At 63.8% G+C, this 18732-nt stretch carries 17 protein-coding genes; 15 read left to right on the top strand and 2 right to left on the bottom strand.

Features of this window, described 5'->3' with window-relative positions:
* The first annotated feature begins 10 nt into the window (after positions 1 to 10).
* The 8 genes from OCK02_RS14075 to OCK02_RS14040 all read left to right on the top strand — a co-directional run bounded on the left by OCK02_RS14075 (position 11) and on the right by OCK02_RS14040 (position 9888).
* Entirely contained in the window at positions 11 to 946 is a 936-nt protein-coding gene (locus tag OCK02_RS14075) for a carbohydrate ABC transporter permease (protein WP_263813597.1), read from the top strand.
* Positions 943 to 1767, top strand: a complete 825-nt coding sequence (locus OCK02_RS14070) for a carbohydrate ABC transporter permease (protein ID WP_263813596.1) — start codon at positions 943 to 945, stop codon at positions 1765 to 1767. Before OCK02_RS14075 ends, OCK02_RS14070 begins: the two co-directional genes overlap by 4 nt.
* Before the next feature lie 30 nt (positions 1768 to 1797).
* Entirely contained in the window at positions 1798 to 2874 is a 1077-nt protein-coding gene (locus OCK02_RS14065; protein WP_263813595.1) for an ABC transporter ATP-binding protein, read from the top strand.
* Positions 2875 to 2979: 105 nt separating this feature from the next.
* Entirely contained in the window at positions 2980 to 4305 is a 1326-nt protein-coding gene (locus OCK02_RS14060) for a Tm-1-like ATP-binding domain-containing protein (RefSeq protein WP_263813594.1), read from the top strand.
* 12 nt (positions 4306 to 4317) lie between these two features.
* Entirely contained in the window at positions 4318 to 5151 is an 834-nt protein-coding gene (locus tag OCK02_RS14055; protein WP_263813593.1) for a phosphoenolpyruvate hydrolase family protein, read from the top strand.
* Positions 5152 to 5248: 97 nt separating this feature from the next.
* Positions 5249 to 8119, top strand: a complete 2871-nt coding sequence (locus OCK02_RS14050) for an FAD-binding and (Fe-S)-binding domain-containing protein (protein ID WP_263813592.1) — start codon at positions 5249 to 5251, stop codon at positions 8117 to 8119.
* Between the two features lie 410 nt (positions 8120 to 8529).
* Entirely contained in the window at positions 8530 to 9048 is a 519-nt protein-coding gene (locus tag OCK02_RS14045) for a PTS sugar transporter subunit IIA (protein ID WP_263813591.1), read from the top strand.
* A gap of 90 nt (positions 9049 to 9138) precedes the next feature.
* Positions 9139 to 9888, top strand: a complete 750-nt coding sequence (locus OCK02_RS14040; protein ID WP_263813590.1) for a hypothetical protein — start codon at positions 9139 to 9141, stop codon at positions 9886 to 9888.
* A gap of 235 nt (positions 9889 to 10123) precedes the next feature.
* On the opposite strand, the gene OCK02_RS14035 is transcribed toward OCK02_RS14040, so the two are convergent.
* Positions 10124 to 11221 (bottom strand): Gfo/Idh/MocA family protein, encoded by a 1098-nt coding sequence (locus OCK02_RS14035; RefSeq protein ID WP_263813589.1) that lies wholly within the window; start codon positions 11219 to 11221, stop codon positions 10124 to 10126.
* Positions 11222 to 11259: 38 nt separating this feature from the next.
* Positions 11260 to 12135, bottom strand: a complete 876-nt coding sequence (locus OCK02_RS14030) for a sugar phosphate isomerase/epimerase family protein (RefSeq protein ID WP_263813588.1) — start codon at positions 12133 to 12135, stop codon at positions 11260 to 11262.
* Positions 12136 to 12483: 348 nt separating this feature from the next.
* Here OCK02_RS14030 and OCK02_RS14025 point away from each other — a divergent pair, with 348 nt between their 5' ends.
* From OCK02_RS14025 to ahpC, 7 genes are all read left to right on the top strand, one after another.
* Positions 12484 to 13521, top strand: a complete 1038-nt coding sequence (locus tag OCK02_RS14025; protein WP_263813587.1) for a TRAP transporter substrate-binding protein — start codon at positions 12484 to 12486, stop codon at positions 13519 to 13521.
* A gap of 12 nt (positions 13522 to 13533) precedes the next feature.
* Complete coding sequence (locus OCK02_RS14020; RefSeq protein ID WP_263813586.1) at positions 13534 to 14037, top strand: TRAP transporter small permease; 504 nt, start codon at positions 13534 to 13536, stop codon at positions 14035 to 14037.
* 34 nt (positions 14038 to 14071) lie between these two features.
* Complete coding sequence (locus OCK02_RS14015; RefSeq protein WP_263813585.1) at positions 14072 to 15358, top strand: TRAP transporter large permease; 1287 nt, start codon at positions 14072 to 14074, stop codon at positions 15356 to 15358.
* A complete protein-coding gene (locus tag OCK02_RS14010) occupies positions 15358 to 15834 on the top strand; it encodes a VOC family protein (RefSeq protein ID WP_263813584.1) in 477 nt (158 codons plus the stop codon). Before OCK02_RS14015 ends, OCK02_RS14010 begins: the two co-directional genes overlap by 1 nt.
* A gap of 68 nt (positions 15835 to 15902) precedes the next feature.
* Entirely contained in the window at positions 15903 to 16652 is a 750-nt protein-coding gene (locus OCK02_RS14005; RefSeq protein ID WP_263813583.1) for a FadR/GntR family transcriptional regulator, read from the top strand.
* 136 nt (positions 16653 to 16788) lie between these two features.
* A complete protein-coding gene (locus tag OCK02_RS14000) occupies positions 16789 to 17883 on the top strand; it encodes a lactonase family protein (RefSeq protein ID WP_263813582.1) in 1095 nt (364 codons plus the stop codon).
* A 193-nt stretch (positions 17884 to 18076) separates the two neighbouring features.
* A complete protein-coding gene (ahpC, locus tag OCK02_RS13995; RefSeq protein ID WP_112597245.1) occupies positions 18077 to 18640 on the top strand; it encodes an alkyl hydroperoxide reductase subunit C in 564 nt (187 codons plus the stop codon).
* Positions 18641 to 18732 lie beyond the last annotated feature (92 nt).

The raw sequence follows: 18732 nt of genomic DNA, 5'->3' as shown, positions 1-18732 counted from the left end.
GGTCATGAACATGATGCAGAAAATCGAAGGCAAGGGCGGCGGCGCGGCCAGCCCTGCTCCGCGCCGGCGAAGCCGCCGGACCCAGGAGGGGGCGCTCTGGGTCTTTCTCGTGCCGAGCCTTCTCGTCATATCCTGCGTGCTGCTCGTGCCACTCGGCTATGCCGTCTATCTGAGCTTCACCAATTTCAACCTGACGGCGCCGACGACGGAATTCGTCGGCCTCGCCAACTATCAGGCGCTGTTCGGCGAGGAGCGGTTCTGGTCCTCGCTCATCCGCACGGTCTTCATCGTGACATCCGCCGTCGGGCTCGAATTCTGTCTCGGGCTGGCGATCGCCTATGGCCTTTACAAGCTCACCTTCGGCGCGAAATCGCTGCTGATGCTCGTCTTCATACCCTATGTCATCACGCCGACTGTGGCCGCGCTCTTCCTGCGCTGGATGTTGATGGGCCGGTTCGGGCTGATCAGCGGCACGATCATGGGCCTCGGCTTCTATCCGCCGGATTTCCTTGGCAGCGCCGGCTGGGCGCAGTTCACGGTCGTTCTCGCGGATGCCTGGCAGTTCACACCGTTCATGGTGCTGACGCTCTATGCCGGCCTCAACACGGTCGATACCAGCACGATCGAGGCGGCGAAAATGGACGGGGCCGGCCCGCTGACGATCCTCTTCCGGATCATGCTGCCCGCGCTGAAATTCCTCATCGTCTTCGTGCTGGCGATCCGCTTCATGGATGCGTTCCGGTTCTTCGACACGATCTACGTTTTGACGGCGGGCGGTCCGGGAACGGCGACCGAGACGCTGACCATGTACACCTATGCGCTCGCCTTCCGCTTCTTCGATGTGGGTAAGGCCTCGGCACTCGGCGTCATCACGCTTCTTTTCGTCGCCTGCATCACCGCCGGCATGCTCTGGGCCGTGTTCCGCCGCAAGGGAGATCTGCAATGAGACCGTCGCTCATGAAGCAGGTGCCGCTCTTCATCGTGCTCCTGCTCTTCTGCATCGTAAACCTGACGCCGGTCGCCTGGGGTTTTCTCACCTCGATCCGCCAGCCCGTCGATGCCTTCGCGGTGCCGCCCAAGCTGATCTTTGAGCCGACCTTTCAGTTCCACTGGGAAATCTGGGTCGACAAGGGGTTCTGGCGCTTCCTGATCAACACGGCGATCGTCTCGGTCTTCGCCGTCACAATCTCGGTGTCGATCGGTTCGATGGCGGCCTATGCCCTCTCGCGCCTCCAGTCGAAGGCGGCGAACGGGCTGCTTTTCAGCCTGCTCGCCATGCGCATGTTTCCGCATATCCTGCTCGCCATCCCCTTCTTCGTCATCGCCCAGGCGCTCGATATGATCGACACCTATCCCGCAATGATCATGGCGATCGTGGCGCTGAACCAGCCCTTCACGATCTGGCTGATGCGCAGCTTCTTCGCGGAAGTGCCAAGCGAACTCTACGATTCCGCCGTCATGGACGGTTGCACGCCATGGCAGACTTTCCGTCGTGTAGCGCTGCCGATCGTCAAGCCGGGCCTCTGGGTCACCGTGCTCTTCTCGCTGCTGCTCGCCTATAACGAGTTCCTGCTGGCGCTCGTGCTCACACGGCAGGGCACCAAGACCATGCCCGTCGCGATCGCCGAATATGGCGCGGAAGACATCACCTACTGGTCGCTCTCGGCCGCCGCCGCCATCGGCATCATGCTGCCGATCCTCATCTTCATGCTGTTCATGCAGCGCCACCTCGTTCGCGGCATGGCCGCCGGCGCCGTCAAGGGCTGAGCCCGACCTGTCGTCAGAAGGACTTTCCCCATGGCTTCCGTTACCATCCGCAACGTACAGAAATCCTACGGCGCGCTCTCCGTCATGAAGGGCGTCGACATCGAGATCGCCGATGGCGAATTCGTCATCCTCGTGGGCCCCTCGGGCTGCGGGAAGTCGACGCTGCTGCGCATGATCGCCGGCCTTGAGGACATTACCGATGGCGATGTGCTGATCGGCGCTACGGTCGTCAACGACATCGAGCCCAAGGCGCGCAACATCGCGATGGTCTTCCAGAACTACGCGCTCTACCCGCACATGACCGTGCGCGAAAACATGGCCTTCGCCCTGACGCTGAACCGGACCGACAAGGCCGAGATCGCGCGCCGGGTCGATCGCGCGGCGGAGATCCTGAGCCTCGGCGCGCTGCTCGACCGCTACCCGAAGCAGCTCTCGGGCGGCCAGCGCCAGCGCGTCGCCATGGGCCGCGCCATCGTGCGCGATCCGCAGGTCTTTCTCTTCGACGAGCCGCTCTCCAACCTTGATGCCAAGCTCCGCGTCCAGATGCGCACCGAGATCAAGGAACTGCACCAGCGGCTGAAGACCACGACGATCTACGTCACGCATGACCAGATCGAGGCCATGACCATGGCCGACCGCATCGTCGTGATGAAGGAGGGCGGGATCGAGCAGATCGGCACGCCGCTCGATCTCTACGACCGGCCGGCCAATCTCTTCGTCGCCGGCTTCATCGGTTCGCCGGGTATGAACTTCTTCGAGGGCGAGGCGAAAGGCGGGCAGTTTGTAACAACGGACGGGACCGTGCTGCCGCTACCGGAGGGGCACCAGACGCTTTCGGGCAAGATCGTCTACGGCATCCGGCCGGAGCATCTGATCGTCGATGACGTGGGCGTTGCGATCGATGTCCACGTCGTCGAGCCGACAGGGCCGGAAACGCAAATCTTCGGCAAGCTCGGCGGCCAGCCGATCGTCGTTGCCCTGCGGGAAGGGCCTGCAGTCGTGCCGGGGGAGACGCTTTCGCTGACCCCCAGGCTGGACCGCATCCATCTTTTCGACGCGACGAGCGGACGGTGCCTGGAGGTGACGACGCTCGGCCGGGCGGCCTGAAAGAAATTACCAAGTTTGCAAATCCTGTAATTTTAAATTTACAGATCTGCAAATCATGCTACCGTGCAGACACGTGCATGCCGACAGCGACAGCAGGAGTTTCCATTGAGTTACGGCGACCAGACATTTGCATCCAAGACGGACGCCGTATCCGGAAAGGCGGGGGCAGGGAATGTCGCCTCGACCGGCCGCTCGCCGTTTGCCGGCCTGAAGCCCGGGGTCGTCATCGCGGCGACGATGGACACCAAGGGTGAGCAGGTCGATTTCCTGAGAGCCCAGCTGGAGGCGCGCGACACTGCCGTCATCGTTGTCGATTGCGGCATACGCCCGGCCGGCATCCACCGCATCGATATAGCGGCGGAGACCATTGCGGAATTCGCGGGAACCGACATGGCGACGGTGCGCAGCTGGCCGGAACGGGCGCCGGCCCTCGTGCAGATGCTGAACGGACTGGAGCGCTGCGTTGGCGAGCTTCAATCGAGGGGCCTGCTTCGGGGCTTCATCGGGCTCGGCGGTGGCACCAACGCGGCCCTTGCCGGTCGGGCTTTCCGGGCTCTGCGTTACGGGGTGCCGAAGATCCTCGTCTCGACGGCCGCCTCCGGCGACACCAAGCCCTTCGTCGAGGGCAGCGACGTCGTCCTCGTCCATACGGTCGTCGACTTCATCGGCCTCAATGCGCCGCTTGAGGCCAGCCTGGAGAGGGCGGCGGCGGCCATGGCCGCGATGCTGCCCATCGTCTTCTGGCGGGCGGATGACGGGCGGCGCATCATCGGCATGACGGCCGTGGGCGCCACGACCGAGGCGGCGGAAGCGGCCGACGACCATTTCAAGTCCCAAGGCTTCGGCACCTACGTGTTCCATGCGCGCGGACCCGGCGGCATAGCGCTCGAGGACCTGATCGCGCAGGGGCGCATTGCCGCCTCCTTCGACCTCGCAACCACCGAGGTGTCCGACGAGGTGCTGGGCGGCCTGCGCAGCGCCGGTCCCGGACGTCTCGACGCGGCGGGCAAGGCGGGCATCCCGCAGGTCGTCGTGCCCGGTGCGGTCGATCTCGTCAATTTCGGCGGGCTCGAAACCGTGCCGGAACGCTATCGTCACCGCCAGCTCATCACCCATACGCCGGCGAGCACGCTGCTGAGGGTCAATGCGGACGAGGCACGGCGCGTCGGCGACTGGATCGGCGGCAAGCTCGTCCATGCACGCGGCCCCATTTCGGTCTTCCTGCCGATGGGCGGCTTCTCCTCCTACGACCGGCCCGGCTCTGCCTTCCACGACCCGAAGGCGAGCGATGCCTTCGCGAGCGGCCTGAAAAAGGTCGTCGCGTCGCGGCCGGAGATCGACGTCGTCGAACTCGACCTTCACATCAACGATCCACGCTTCGTGAGGCAGGCGGCAGACCGCATGCTGGCCTATCTCGCGGATGCCGAATAACGAGGACCAGACATGGCAGTGCAGTATACGCGGGGCGAGGTTATCGCCCGCATCCAGGCCGAGATCGACGCGAAGCGTTTCGTGCTGATGCAGGGAGCAGGCATCGGGCTCATCGCGCGTCTCGTCGAAAAGGCGGGCGTCGACCTGATCGCCGTCTACAATACCGGCTTCTACCGCATGAATGGCTGGGCGAGCATCTATGGCACGCTTCCCGTCGGCAATGCCAACGACACCGTCCTCGACCTCGCTCGGCAGATCGTTCCCGTCGTGAAGAAGGTGCCGCTCATCGGCGGCATCTATGCGCATGATCCGACGCGCGACCACCAGACCTCGATCAACCAGGTCAAGGCCGCCGGCTGCTCCGGCATCATCAACGTGCCGACGATCGGCCGTATCGACGGGACCTATCGCCGGGACCTCGAATCCGTCGGCATCTCGTTCCAGCGCGAAGTGGATCTGATGTCCCGCGCAATCGACAACGACATGTATACCGTCGCCTATGTCTATACCCCGCACGAGGCGGCGATGATGGCGAAGGCGGGCGTCGACATGATCGCAGGCCATGTCGGACTGACGGCGGGCGGCGATGTTGGCGCGACGCAGGCGATCGGCATTGATGCGGCGGCTGCGGACCTGCAGGCGATGTTCGAGGCGATCCGCACGGTCAACGACAAGACCGTGCTGCTCTCCCATGGCGGGCCGATCATCACGCCGGACGATGCGGCGCAGATCGCGGCGAAGACCGGTGCCGTCGGCTTCGTCGGAGCCTCCAGTATCGAGCGCATTCCCGTCGAACCCGCCGTCAGGGATGTGACGACGCGGTTCAAGGAGATCGTGCTGCCGTAAACGATCCGGCGGCATCGAAAGCAACCCGTCTCCCAAGGCCCTTCGGCCGCGCCCCTCAAAGGAAGGGGCGCGGCTTTCCAACCGTTCGAGGCTTGCCATGCGCCCTGAAATCGGCGGATCGCGTCCGATTCCCACACCGACCGACGCGCCTCGCCTGTTGCTGGAATCGCTCAGGCGCCGGCTGCTCGCAGCAGGATTTCGCGGTGACATCGCGATCGATGCGGCCTCGCGCGCGGCGGCCTCCACGGACAACAGCGTCTATCAGATCATGCCTGGTGCAATCGTCGCGCCGCGCGATGCGGCAGATGTCTGCCTGCTCCTGAAGGTGCTCGACGAAACGCCGTTCGGACACCTGGCCATCACTGCGCGCGGTGGCGGGACGGGTACGAACGGCCAATCGCTCAACCACGGCATCATCGTCGATTTCCGCCGGCATATGCATCGCGTGCTCGACCTCAATGTCGAGGAGGGGTGGGTCGAGGTGGAGCCGGGTATCGTGCTCGACGATCTCAACGAACAGATCGCTGCGAACGGCCTGTTCTTCGCACCCACCACATCGACTGCGAACCGCTGCACGATCGGCGGCATGGTGGCGACGGACGCGTCCGGCAAGGGCTCGCGGATCCATGGCAAGACCGGCGACAATGTGCTCGGCCTCGATCTCGCCCTCGCGGGAGGCCAGCTGCTTGCAAGCGCGGACCCGCCGCCTGCCTGGGCCGCCGCAATGCTGGCCGAGGTCGCCTCGGCCTGCGACAGCGGGCGGCAACCGCTCCTCGACCATGTGCCGAGGCTCTCCCGCCGCTTTTCCGGGCTTGATCTCGAGCGGGCGCGCCCGACGCCCCAGACGCTCGAATGGTGGCGGCTGCCGATAGGCGCCGAGGGTATTCTGGGACTTGTCACCCGCGTCCGGCTCCGGCTCGTGCCACGGGCCAAGCAGAGCGTTCTGCTCGTCGTGGGTTTCGACAGCTTCGCCCGGATGCTGGATGCCACCAATGCACTTCTCGTCACCGATCCTATCGCGATCGAGGTCATGGATGAGTGGGTGCAGGGGCTCGCCGACGCGGCCGGTCTGCTCGACAAGCTACCGTCGGCGCTGAGAGGGGACGGCGGCAGCCGCCCTGTCTATGCCTTCGTGGAATTTGCCGGCGACGATCTGGCCGGGATCGAGGCGAAAGCTGATTCATGCCTCGCCATCGCACAGGGCATTCCGGGCTATCGGGGTGCGCATCGCGCAGCCGACGCGGCGGAGATGGTTGAACTCTGGTCGGTGCGTGCGGCAAGCGTCGGGCTGCTCGGCGCGATTGCCGGGGACCGGAAGCCCATCTCCTTCGTCGAGGATTGCGTGGTGCCGCCGGAGAACCTCTCGGCCTTCGTTGCGGATTTTACCGCAATCCTCGAAGGCCACGGCTTGCGCTACGGCATATATGGCCATGCCGATGTCGGGTGCCTCCATACACGCCCGGCGCTGGATGTCGCCGAGCCAGGGGATCGCAGCCTCTACAAGCAGGTCTCCGACGCGGTGTATCGGGCGGCCACGCGCCACGGAGGGATCTTTTGGGGCGAGCACGGCAAAGGCATTCGCGGTGCCTATCTGAGGGATTTTGTCGGGGAGGAGGCGTTCAAGGCGTTCCAGCGCGTCAAGCGCGCCTTCGATCCGGCGGGCCGCTTCAATCCCGGCAAGCTGGTTTCACTGGACGTGCCACTCTATGGCATCGAGACGACGCCCTTTCGCACGACGAGAACAATGGCGGAAGACGGCTTTCGCGATGCCTATGCCTGCAACGGCAATGCGCTCTGCCTGAATTATGCGGCCAGGACGCCGATGTGTCCTTCCTTCAAGGTGAGCGCGGAGCTTCGCCATTCGCCGAAGGGGCGGGCCGAAGCGCTGCGGGCCTGGCGGGAACTGAAAGCCGGTGGCCGTGAAGATCATGGGCTGGAAGCGGATCTCCACGCCGCGCTCGACGGGTGCCTCGGCTGCAAGTCCTGCGCCGGCGCCTGCCCGACGCATGTCGATATTCCGGAGATGAAGTCGCGTTTTCTCGAGGACTACCACAAGCGCGTGCCGCGTCGACTTGCCGACCATGCCGCCATCTGGCTGGAAGCGCTCTCGCCGCACATGCTGCGGCTCGCCCCCCTGCTGGGCCTGATGGCGCGGCTGCCGCTCTATGGCCCGGTGACGCGCCGCCTCGGCATTGTCGATGCGCCGGAGCTGAGTGGCCAGCGCCTTCAATCTGCCGGGCTCGCTCTCCTTCCGCCCGAGCATGCGAGGGAGGGGGATGTCTTTCTTCTCCTCGATCCCTTTTCGACACTCTTCGACATGGCGGCCATCAAGGACATCGCCGATGGCCTCCGCGCGCTCGGCTTTCGACCGGTCGCCTTGCCGCTGACGCCATCGGGCAAAGCGGCGCATGTGAAAGGCGATCGGCGCCGTTTCGCGCGACAGGCGAGGGCCGTCGTGGACGTCGCAGGACGCGCGGCGGCGCGGGGGCTGCCGGTGGTCGGGACCGACCCGGCCCTCGTCTACATGTTTCGAAGCGAGATTGCGAAGCTCGGTCTCGGCGCGTTGCCGGAGGTGCTTGCGCTCGAGGAATTCCTTCTCCGGCACGCCCCGCCTGCTGCATCTGCGCAACCCGTCACACAAGCGACGGTCTTCCTGCACTGCACGGAAAAGTCGATGCGGCCGCGCTCTGGCCGTGACTGGATCGAGGCGCTTGCCCGGTTCGGCATTGCGGCAAATGTGCCCGATACCGGCTGTTGCGGCATGTCGGGCCTGTTCGGCCATGAGGCGCGCCATCAGGACTGGTCGCGGCGACTGTTCGACATGTCCTGGCGCAAGCCCGTCGAGGCCGAAGACGCGGTCTATGCGACGGGCTTCTCCTGCCGCTGCCAGGTCAAGCGGCTTGCAGGAAAGCGGGGGCGCCATCCGATGGCACTGATCGCGATGGCCCGGCAGGCGTCCGGTCGATAGGGGCCGGGAAGGGCGACATGCGCGTTGCCGACTTCATCCTCCTGAAGGCGATCGGCTTCGTCCGGCCCGACGGGTCGTGACCGACTTCGGCGCGGAGCCGATGGAAATGTGAGATCACTGGCTTGCAAAATCGGAAAGCTGTGATTTTTCTTTTTTTTCAAATATTTGACTTCCCCGTCCAATTGGCCGATAACCAGCGTATGGACATGCTGCGCACCCACCACGAGCCCAAGCTTCGTCTGCTCACGGGCCTCTGACCCTGGACGCCTCCCTTGCGGGAGGTCGTCCAGGGAAAAGATTCATGCGCCTGTCCTCCTGCACCCATGCAAGTCGGCCACGCCTTCGACGGCGTGCCGTATCTCGTTTGCAGGACCAGACCGGCGCGTACCCGACGCCCGCTGGAGAGCATTTTGGACAATCACGGCCTGTTTCTCGCCATGGATATATCCCTGGCCGCCATCGTGCCGCACAAGGAGGCAGCAATCGCCCTTGCCGCCGACAGGCTCGCGGAGACGACCGGCATGGCTTATGGGGACGTCAAGGACGCGCTCGCCCATAGAGAAGCCCTGGGCTCCACCGCCCTCGGCAAGGGGATCGCCATGCCGCATGCCGTATCGCGGACCTGCCCTCGCCCGGCCCTCTCGCTCGTCAGCCTGGCATCCCCCGTCGACTTCGATGCCCCGGATCATCGCAGCGTCGATGTGGTTCTGGCTCTGATATGGCCTCAGAACAGGGTCGGCGATTTCGTCCGGTTCTCCCTGCTGGCCAATCGGATTCTCTCCGACCCCACTGTCCTAGAGGCGGTGCGGGGCACAGGCGCGCCCGGCCGCATTCGTAGCCTTTTCCATGCCCGCAACTGCGTTCTTCGGTCCTCTGAGCCCCTTCTCGTTCGTACCGCTGGCCATGTCTATGGGTTGCCGCGCCCGTAAAGCAGCGGCAGCCCGGAAGACCAGCCGACTGTGGACCGCCGGCCGTCGCGCGAATGCGAGCGCCGGCAAGCAAGAATGCAAGGAAATGACATGACTTTATGGACGGAACTCGCCCGAGCCTCGACCACCGCCGGCGACGAGATCAACCTGCGCAGAAAGGGCGATCTCTACGAAATCCGTTTCAACGGACTGGAACTGATGTCCAACATCAATTTCCGATCGGAAACCATGCTGGCGGAGCGAAGCCTTCGGCTTCATGGACGTCCGGTGCGCCGCGTCCTGATCGGAGGCCTCGGCATGGGCTTCACGCTGCGCGCGACGCTCGACTGGATCGGCGAAAATACCGAAGTGACCGTTTGCGAGCTCGTGCCGGAGATCGTCGACTGGAACCGGCAACATATCGGCCATCTGGCTGGCCATCCGTTGCGGGACCGTCGGGTCGATCTTCGCATCGTCGACGTGCAGCGCCTTCTGGAGTGGAACGGCAGCGACTATGACGTAATCCTCATGGATACCGACAACGGTCCCGATTTCACCGTGCGGGAGACCAATGACGCGATCTACGGCGAGAGCGGACTTGAGGCCGTCCATCGCCGCCTTGCGCCGGACGGCATCGCCGCCTTCTGGTCCGCAACGGTGTCTGCCGATTTCGAGGACCGGCTGGACGCCCTGCCCTGGCGATGGCGTCGCGACGACGTCAGCCTGATCAGCGGCCGCGCCGACGCCGTTCACCACATCTATTTCGCGGGCGGTGGCCTGCCTCGGTCTGTTGATGCGAGACCCACGGGCATGCATTCCAAACCGGGACGACATCCCGAAGGCAGGGGCTTGTCGGTCTGAACGGCGATACAGCATGGGTGGTCATGCGGGGCACGACGACGCTTATCGCTGACACGGGGGCTGTCATCCCGTGTGCTCTACACGCCTGCCACTGACACCCGGCTTGCGTGACGATGCCGGCGAAACGGATCGCCTCCTTGGCGCTGATTCACCCGGTGATGACGATCCCGTGGGGCGTCTTCATCGTCGCCATTCGCAGGCAGGGCCGTGACGGCGACGATGATCGTCGTCACAGTCAGGCCAGCTCGGTCGTCCAGGCGGCGCGGATGCGATCCGGGATCTCGACGGCAAGCGTCTTCTCTTCGATCATGCTACGGATCATCGTCTCGATCGTGATGACGTTCACAACCGAATGGGAGAGCGCGGGGAGCGGCTTTGCGGCACCCGCAATCACCTTGAGGAAGCTCTCCATCTGCGCCTGGTAGCAATAGAAGGCGGGGAGATCGTCCTGAAGCGGCAGCGGGCTTGCGACTTCATGTTCCTTCACATGGATATGGGACGGCTTCAGCGTCGTCAGTTCCCGCACGATCGTGTCGCCGGGCGGCGTGAAAACGGTTTCGAGATGAAGCGTGCGCTTGGTGGCGTGGATTTCGAGTGCCTGGTTGAAGGTGGCGCCTGCGCTGCTTTCGATGACGCCCGTCCGCCCTCCCTCATAGGCAATCGAGCCGAAGATGCGGTTGACGGTGCCGTAGTTCGGGCTGAACGTGCCCATGGCGGAGACCTTTTCCGGAAGCCGGCCGGCATAGGTCGAGACGGCATTGACCGTATAGCAGGCGAGATCCCATGGAACGCCGCCGCCCGTCTCCTTCTTGAAGCGCCAGCTGCGTGTGGCATCATCGCCGGCCGCCACCTCCGGGAAATAATAGGACGAGCAACTGCGGATCCAGTCGATCTCGCCGATCTCGCCGTTCTCGACGAGGTCGTTCAGCTTCGCGATCATCGGGTGATGCAGGTACATGAAGCCTTCGACGATCGTCGCGCCGTGCGCCTTTGCCAGATCCCAGATCCTGACGGCATCCTCGCCGCTCGTAGCGAGCGCCTTTTCGCACAGGATGAATTTGTGGCCGGCCTCGAGGCACATCTTGACCTGTTCGAGATGCTGCGCCGGCCAGGTCGCGAGCACGACGGCGTCGAGCTTTTCCTCAGCCAGCATCTGCGCGGCATCGTCATAGGCCTTGTCGCAGCCATAGGCCCCGGCGAAGGCGTCGGCCGCCTCCCGGCGCACGTCGCTGCAGGCGACGAAACGGACCTTGTCCGCCCCGATACGGCCGACGGCTATGCCATGGGCATGCGAGATGCGGCCGCAGCCGATGAGACCCAGTCGAACAGTCATGATTTCCTCCGATGAGATTGTGTCGCGGCAGCCTGCGGTCAGGCGGTCGTGGTTTCGCGCCGCGGCCTGAACGTGTGTCCGGAACGGCCGGCAAGCCTGTGCGCGTGGGCGAAATTGCGGGCGTAGTCCCCTTCGCTTGCAAAATGCTCGCAGAAGCAGGTCATATCCGGATCGAGCGTCGCGGCATGGCGAAAATAGGCGTCGAAATCCATGACGCCCTCACCAAGATCGACCTCTTCCCATCTCAGCCCGAGCGGTGAGACGGGCCAGGCGAGATCCTTCAGATGAACACTGACGATGTAGGGCTTGAGGAGTGCGAAGGTCTTTTCGATCAGCGGACCGGTCGCGAAGAAATCACCGGGGGCGATCATGTTCGCCTGGTCGAGATGGACGCCGAAGCGGGGATGATCGACGCAATCGATGAAGTCGCGGACCGCCTCCGGTCCGTAGAAGAAACTGTGGGCATAGGGCTCGAGGCCGAGCCGGGTCCTGCCAAGGTCGAGCCCGTCGAGCGCGGCGAGCACCACCTCGCGCACCTCGTTGCGGCAGGCGTCGGTGAACATGTAGGGGTGGGCGGCAAAGGCCTTGTCGGAGGGATGCCGCGTGCCCGAAAGGATCGCCACGGAACGACAGCCCATGGCCTCGGCATTTGCCAGCACGATCCTGAGGCGCGCCAGCCGGTCCTGCCGGAGGTCGCGGTCTTCGGTGATGAGATTTTCCCAGAAGCCCGTTTCGCCGATGACGAGGCCGGCCGCCGTCGCGGCTTCACCGAAAGCACGGGCTTCCTCGGTGGTCATGGTGGCGATCGCTTTCGGGGCGACGATGGCGGAAATGCCGTACCGGTCGGCCTTCTCGCAGAATTCGCCGATGTCCGCTATCGTTTGCGGTCCGACCGCCACGCCTCCAAGCCGCATATCCCGCTTGTCTCCTCATCCTTCGGAATGGCGTCATCCCTAGGTTTCTTTACAGGATAGGTCAAGATGTAATTTTTTCTTGCCGTTTCTCTGCGGATATGGCGGTCGTGTTGCCGAGTGACGGGGATTGCGAAATTGAAAGTGCGCCTACGTCTGAAATATCCTTGTTTCTCAGGCTTCCTCCGTCCCTGTGCTTGCGGGGCCTTTGATCGACCGTGCGGGCCAACGGCCAATATCCGTCCCAAAAGTCTTAATTTACATATTGACAGATATGTCATAAATCCGCATGGTCCGGACAAAGGTTGCGGGAGGGTCAGCGCAGCCAGTCTGTCTTTGGAGGAGATCACCATGTCCAAGCCGCAACGCGTTCTCGGCAAATTTGCTGCAACGACAGCGCTCGCCGCCTTTTTCATGGCGGCGTCCCATCAGGTCGTATCCGCCTGCGAAGCGCCGACCCATACCTTCTCGCTCGGTCTCGTCCAGGCGCCGGATCCCGGCCATCCGTCCTACGCCGCCGCCGTCCATTTCAAGGAGCAGGTCGAGACTAATTCGAAATGCGCCATCCAGATCGATCTTTTCCCCGGCGGCCAGCTTGGCGGCGATCGGGAAATGTTCGAGGCGATTGTGATCGGCACGCAGGATATCGGTTTCATCTCGCCGGCGCCGATGTCCGCCTTCACCGATTCGCTGGACGGTCTCTCGTTGCCCTGGCTCTTCGATGGCGACCTCAAGCTCATGCACGAGGCGCTTCAGGCGGCACCGGGCGAAACGATCCGTAAGGCCGTCGACGAGGACACGGGCACCAAGACGCTCTCCTTCATCTATTCGCCCTTCCGGGATTTCGTCACGACCAGGCCGATTACCGGCAATGACGTGTTGCGCGGGCTGAAGCTGCGGACGATGCAGAGCGCGCTCAATGTCGCGACCTTCGCGGCGATCGGCACCAATCCCACGCCGATCCCGTTCCCGGAAGTCTATGGCGCGCTCCAGACGGGTGTCGTCGACGGCTTCGAGACGGATGTGGTGGGCATGTATTCCGGCAAGTTCCACGAAGTCGCCAAACACGTCACCACGTCGGGCCACTTCAACAACGTGCCGCTGATCTCGATGAATCAGGCGGCCTGGGACGGGCTGGAGCCCGAACTGCAGGCAGTCGTGCAGAAGGCGGCTGACGATGCGGGCACGCGCAGCTACGAGCAGAGTGTCGCGCAGGTCGAGGAATATACCCAGAAGCTGAAGGATGCGGGCGTCATCTTCCACACGGTGGACATCGAGGCGCTGCGCATGGAGACCTTGCCGGTCTATACACAATTCCAGGAGAAATCCGAGGTGACCCGCACATTCGTCGAGCAGGTCAACGCCATGAAGACGGCTGCGCAGAACTGATCGGGGCAAGGCATGGAGAAGATCAGTTCCGGCATCGACCAGGTGGTCCGCAACCTCCTGTTCCTGTTCGCGGCCATCGAGACGGTGATCATCATCACGGCCGTCGTCGCACGCTACGTGTTCAACAGCTCCTTCCCCTGGTCGGAGGAACTCGCGCGCGCGATCCTGACATGGATGGTCTTTCTCGGCGCGTCGAGTGCTCTGAGGGCAAACGAACTGGTCGCCATGGAATCGGTGCGCGACGGCTGGTCGGACAGGAAGGTGCTCGCGACCCGGGTCGCGACCGACATCCTTGTCATGATCTTCCTCGCCTTTGTGATCTATGCCAGCTGGCGGCTGATCTCGCTCACCTCCCGCCAGACCTATCCGGTCACGGGCTATCCGCTCTGGATTGCCTATTCCGCGATTCCCATCTCCTGCGTCCTCATGATCCTGCACCTCGTCGTCAGGATCCGCGGCCTCATTGCCGGCCGCGTGCCGCTTCGTCAGGAATTCCACGTCGACGAGATCGCCTGAGCGATCACCCCGGCTTCAGACAGGTACCCGATCCATGATTGCGCTTGCCGCTAGCTTCACCATTTTCATGCTCATGGGCATGCCGATCGCCTTCGTGCTCGGCGCAAGCTCCCTTGTCTACATCCTCTCGACCGGCAACCTGAACACGCTGATGGTCATGCCGCAGAAGCTTTATCAGGGAACGGACGACTTCATCCTGCTCGCCATTCCCTTCTACCTGCTCGCCGGCGAACTGATGAACACGACCGGCATCACGCAGCGCATGATCGGCTTTTTCGTCATTTTGATGGGGCACGTCCGCGGGGCGCTCGCGCAGGTCAACGTCATTGCGGGCATGTTCTTCTCCGCCATTTCCGGCACTGCGACCTCGGATGCGGCCGCCGTCGGCGGCGTCATGATTCCGGCCATGAAGAGGGAAGGCTACAAGCCGGAATTCGCGGCAGCCCTTCAGGCCGCCTCCGCGACGATTGCGCCGATCATCCCGCCGAGCATGGTGATGATCCTCTATGCGGTCTTCGCCAACGTGTCGGTCGCCGCGATCTTTGCGGCCGGCATCCTTCCGGGCATCCTGCTCGGTCTCGCCCAGATGGGGCTCGTCTACTACTACGCCCGCACCGGGCAGCTCCCGGCGCCGAAAGCGCGCTCGAGCTTCAAGGACATCCATGCCGGCTTCAAGGACGCGACGCTGGCCTTCATGATGCCGGTCATCATTCTCGGTGGCATTTTCGGCGGCATCTTCACGACGACGGAGGCCGCGGGTGCGGCCGTCCTCTATGCGATCGTCGTCGGCGCCTTCTTCTATCGCACGCTGACGCTCGGCAAGCTGCGCGAGGTGCTGATCAAGACGGCAGTCAGCACCGGCGGCCTGCTTCTCATCGCCGCGACGGGCTTCCTCTTCGGCTGGGTTCTGGCCGCCGAGCAGATGCCGGCGAAGGCGGCGCAACTGATCCTCGCCATCAGCGAGAATCCGCTGATCTTCCTGTTGCTCGTCAACATCCTGCTTCTGGTGCTCGGCACCTTCATGGATACGCTGCCGGCGCTCATCATCTGCGTGCCCGTCCTCTTCCCGGTCTCCCAGCAACTGGGCGTCGATCCGGTCCATTTCGGCGTCGTCGTCTGCTTCAACATCATCCAGGGCATGCTGACACCGCCTGTCGGGCTGCTGTTGTTCATCACCGCCCAAATCGCCAAGGTTCGTTTCGAAGCGGTCACGCGGGCGGTCCTTCCGTTCCTGGCAATCAACGCGGTCGTGCTGATGGTCATCACCTTCGCGCCCGGCTTCGTGCTCTTCCTGCCGCGTCTCATGGGGTTGATGGACTGATGGCGACTGCAATCGACAATACATTCGACCATACCGGCTTCGTCACGCGCGATATCGAGGGCACGGTGGAGTTCTGGACCCGGGTTGTCGGCCTGACGGCAAGTCCCATCGTCGAGCGCACCGGTGCGTGGATCAGCGCCTTCACGGGCGTTCCGAACGCAGCGCTCCGGATCGTCCATCTCTTCGGCGAGGGCGTGCATCTGGAGTTCCTGGAGTTCATCCGCGGCGGCGCCACGCCGGAGCAGCCCGCGCCGGCCAATGCCAGCTGTGTCGGCCATGTCTGCCTCAGGGTCGATGATCCGGCCGAAGCGCTTCGGCGCTGCGTGGCCGCCGGGGCGAAATCGGCCGGGAAAGTCACCACCATCACGGAGGGTGCCGCGACGGGATTGACGGGCGTCTATCTTCGCGATCCGAACGGCCTTCTTGTCGAACTCCTGCAGCGGGCCGATCCCCGGTCGGGTGGTGGACCACGCTGAGTTGTCAGATTGCTGAAGTTGTCCTAACAGGTTAGGTTGATTGCAAAGGTTAGGGGAGACGATCCGGAGTGTCGAAAGCGGGCCAGCGTCCTAGGTTGAGCGATGTCCTCTATGCGGATCTGCTGCAGGAAATCCATTCCGGAAAGTATGGCGCGGGAACGCGCCTTCCTTCCGAGGCTGATTTCAGTGCCCAGTTCGGCGTTTCCCGTCCGATCGTTCGCGAAGCGCTCGGCCGCCTCCGGGAGGAGGGGATCATCCGCTCGAAGAAGGGCTCGGGCAGCTATGTCGCCGCCGCCGAGAGGCGGGACGGCGTAAACGGCGGCGCCGCCGCGCGTACGGTCTCCAGCATTTCCGACGTTCAGAAGCTCTATCAGTTCCGCGTCTCGCTGGAAGGAGAGGCAGCGTTCCTTGCTGCACAGAACCGGACGGACGAGCAACTGGAGGCCATCGCCAAGGCGGCCGCGGATCTCGCCTCCACGATGCACAGCGCCTCTGACGGCACCAACGAGGACATCATCTTCCACCGCGCCGTGGCGCTCGCGACCGGCAACGCCTTTTTCGTCGAGGTGCTCGACAGGATCGCGCCGGACATGCAATTCATCGTGCAACTGGCCCGAACGCTTCTCCAGGGGCGTCCTGCAAAGAACATCGAAGCGGTGCAGCGCGAACACAGCCTGGTGCTTGAAGCCATCCGGAGGGGTGACGCCGTTGCGGCGCGCGAGCGGATGCAATTCCACATCCGGACGGCTCAGGCCCGGCTTTTCTTCGGCGAAACCGTCGAGGGGAGTGCCCTCTGGCAGCAATCTCCGCCGATGTGAGAGCCGTGCTCAGGCCATGGGACCGGCAACAATTGAACATGGAACCCGGTTTTCATGACGCTTTGACCTTTCGGCCACGACGACAAGGTGCCGGACGATCGCGGGAGGGCGCCGGACCCGCTTGGTGGAGGAAGCCTTGACGATCGCAGAACAGGCCTGCCCGCCGGACGATTTCACGCTCGTTGTCGGCAGCTACACCCATTCCCTGCCGCATGTGGCTGCACGCGGACAGGGGATCAGCGTGCTGCGGCTGTCGGCCGATACGGGTCGCATCACGCCGGTATCGTGCTTCACGGCCCTGCGCAACCCGACCTATCTGGCGCTGGCCGATGGTCGCCGCATGCTTTACGCGGTGGAGGAGATGCCGGAGAGGGACGGGGCGGCGGCCGTGGCGCTGAGCCTCGATCCGCGCACCGGGGACATGACGCTTCTTGCCCGCGTGGGCATTGCGGGCGATTGCCCGTGCCATGTTTCGCTCGATCGGGAGGCCAGACGGCTCTTCGTCTCCAACTACGGGAGCGGCAACCTGTTCACCTTTGCGCTCGACGCGGCCGGCATGCCGACCGGCGTTGCGACGAACCTGCAACGCCATGGCACCGGGCCCAACGAAAGCCGGCAGGAGGGGCCGCATGTCCATCAGGCGACGGTTACGCCGGACGGCAGCAGGGTTCTCGTCTGCGACGCGGGGACCGACGAGATCGCCCGGCATGCGATCGGGGGATCGCTGATCGATCCGCAACCGGACCTCGTGGTGAAGACGAAGGGCGGCCACATGCCGCGGCATCTGGCGTTCTCGACCGATGGGACGAAGGTCTTCGTCGTCCACGAACTCGGCTGCACGGTCGGCTGCTATGCCTATTCGCAGACGGAGATCAGGCTGCTCGACGAGGTTTCCACCCTGCCGGACGGCTTCGAAGGCAAATCGGCATGCGCCGCGATCCGCGTCCATCCCGGTGGCCGCTTCGTCTATGCCTCCAACCGGGGCCACGACACGATCGCCGCCTTCGAGGTCGATCCCGTGCACGGTTCGCTGAGGCGGATCGGCTGGTATCCCACCAGGGGCGCGGTGCCGCGCGACTTTGCGATCGATCCCGGCGGCCGCTATCTGGCCGCTGCCAACCAGGACGGTCATTGCCTGTCGGTGTTCTCGATCGACCGGGACGACGGTTCCCTGACGCCGGTCGGGGAGACGTTCGAGACCGGCAGCCCCGTCTGCGTCCTGTTCGCCTGACTGTTTTCTGAACGCGCAACGCGATGTGGACGGTGAATCGCCGCTCGTCCCCGTCTTTTGCTGCAGTGTCGCGACGATAGTTCGCACCTATCGAAAATCGAGGATTTATCTATTTCATTTATCGAGACAACCTGTCTATGTTGCGCCGCGAAGGCGACGTTTCGCTTTGCAGCAATTTCTGACAGGAGTTCCCATGGCCCTCATCAACACCCCCATCAAGCCGTTCAAGGCACAGGCCTTCAAGCAGGGCAAGTTCATCGAAGTGACCGAAGCCGACATCCAGGGCAAGTGGGCCGTCTTCTTCTTCTACCCCGCCGATTTCACCTTCGTCTGCCCGACCGAGCTCGGTGACGTCGCCGACCACTATGCCGAACTGCAGCGCCTCGGCGTCGAGGTCTTCTCGGTTTCCACCGACACGCACTTCACCCACAAGGCCTGGCATGATAGCTCCGAGACCATCGGCAAGATCCAGTATGCGATGATCGGTGACCCGACCGGCACGATCACCCGCAACTTCGACGTCATGCGCGAAGGCGAAGGCCTTGCCGACCGCGGCACCTTCATCGTCGATCCCGACGGCATCATCCAGGCGATGGAGATCACCGCCGAGGGCATCGGCCGCAACGCCGCCGACCTGCTGCGCAAGATCAAGGCGGCGCAGTACGTGCGCGCGCATCCGGGCGAAGTCTGCCCGGCCAAGTGGGAAGAGGGCGAAAAGACGCTCGCTCCCTCGCTGCACCTCGTCGGCAAGATCTGATCTCAAGTGACCACCGCCCCTCCGGCCGGTTCGGAGGGGCGGTCTTATCCCGCCATATTCCCCAAGGGACCGTGGCTACAGTCTATACGCTT

This window comes from Rhizobium sp. TRM96647 (assembly GCF_025780115.1).
Classification (GTDB): domain Bacteria; phylum Pseudomonadota; class Alphaproteobacteria; order Rhizobiales; family Rhizobiaceae; genus Mycoplana.
The sequence above is the reverse complement of the archived record's forward strand: the minus strand, read 5'-3'. Positions and strand labels throughout refer to the sequence as shown.

Coding starts and splice junctions, on each gene's coding strand:
- OCK02_RS14020 (WP_263813586.1), top strand. CDS start 13,534: ATGGAGAAGATCAGTTCCGGCATCGACCAGGTGGTCCGCAACCTCCTG.
- OCK02_RS14025 (WP_263813587.1), top strand. CDS start 12,484: ATGTCCAAGCCGCAACGCGTTCTCGGCAAATTTGCTGCAACGACAGCG.
- OCK02_RS14035 (WP_263813589.1), bottom strand. CDS start 11,221: ATGACTGTTCGACTGGGTCTCATCGGCTGCGGCCGCATCTCGCATGCC.
- OCK02_RS14010 (WP_263813584.1), top strand. CDS start 15,358: ATGGCGACTGCAATCGACAATACATTCGACCATACCGGCTTCGTCACG.
- ahpC (WP_112597245.1), top strand. CDS start 18,077: ATGGCCCTCATCAACACCCCCATCAAGCCGTTCAAGGCACAGGCCTTC.
- OCK02_RS14015 (WP_263813585.1), top strand. CDS start 14,072: ATGATTGCGCTTGCCGCTAGCTTCACCATTTTCATGCTCATGGGCATG.
- OCK02_RS14050 (WP_263813592.1), top strand. CDS start 5,249: ATGCGCCCTGAAATCGGCGGATCGCGTCCGATTCCCACACCGACCGAC.
- OCK02_RS14070 (WP_263813596.1), top strand. CDS start 943: ATGAGACCGTCGCTCATGAAGCAGGTGCCGCTCTTCATCGTGCTCCTG.
- OCK02_RS14065 (WP_263813595.1), top strand. CDS start 1,798: ATGGCTTCCGTTACCATCCGCAACGTACAGAAATCCTACGGCGCGCTC.
- OCK02_RS14030 (WP_263813588.1), bottom strand. CDS start 12,135: ATGCGGCTTGGAGGCGTGGCGGTCGGACCGCAAACGATAGCGGACATC.
- OCK02_RS14055 (WP_263813593.1), top strand. CDS start 4,318: ATGGCAGTGCAGTATACGCGGGGCGAGGTTATCGCCCGCATCCAGGCC.
- OCK02_RS14040 (WP_263813590.1), top strand. CDS start 9,139: ATGACTTTATGGACGGAACTCGCCCGAGCCTCGACCACCGCCGGCGAC.
- OCK02_RS14075 (WP_263813597.1), top strand. CDS start 11: ATGATGCAGAAAATCGAAGGCAAGGGCGGCGGCGCGGCCAGCCCTGCT.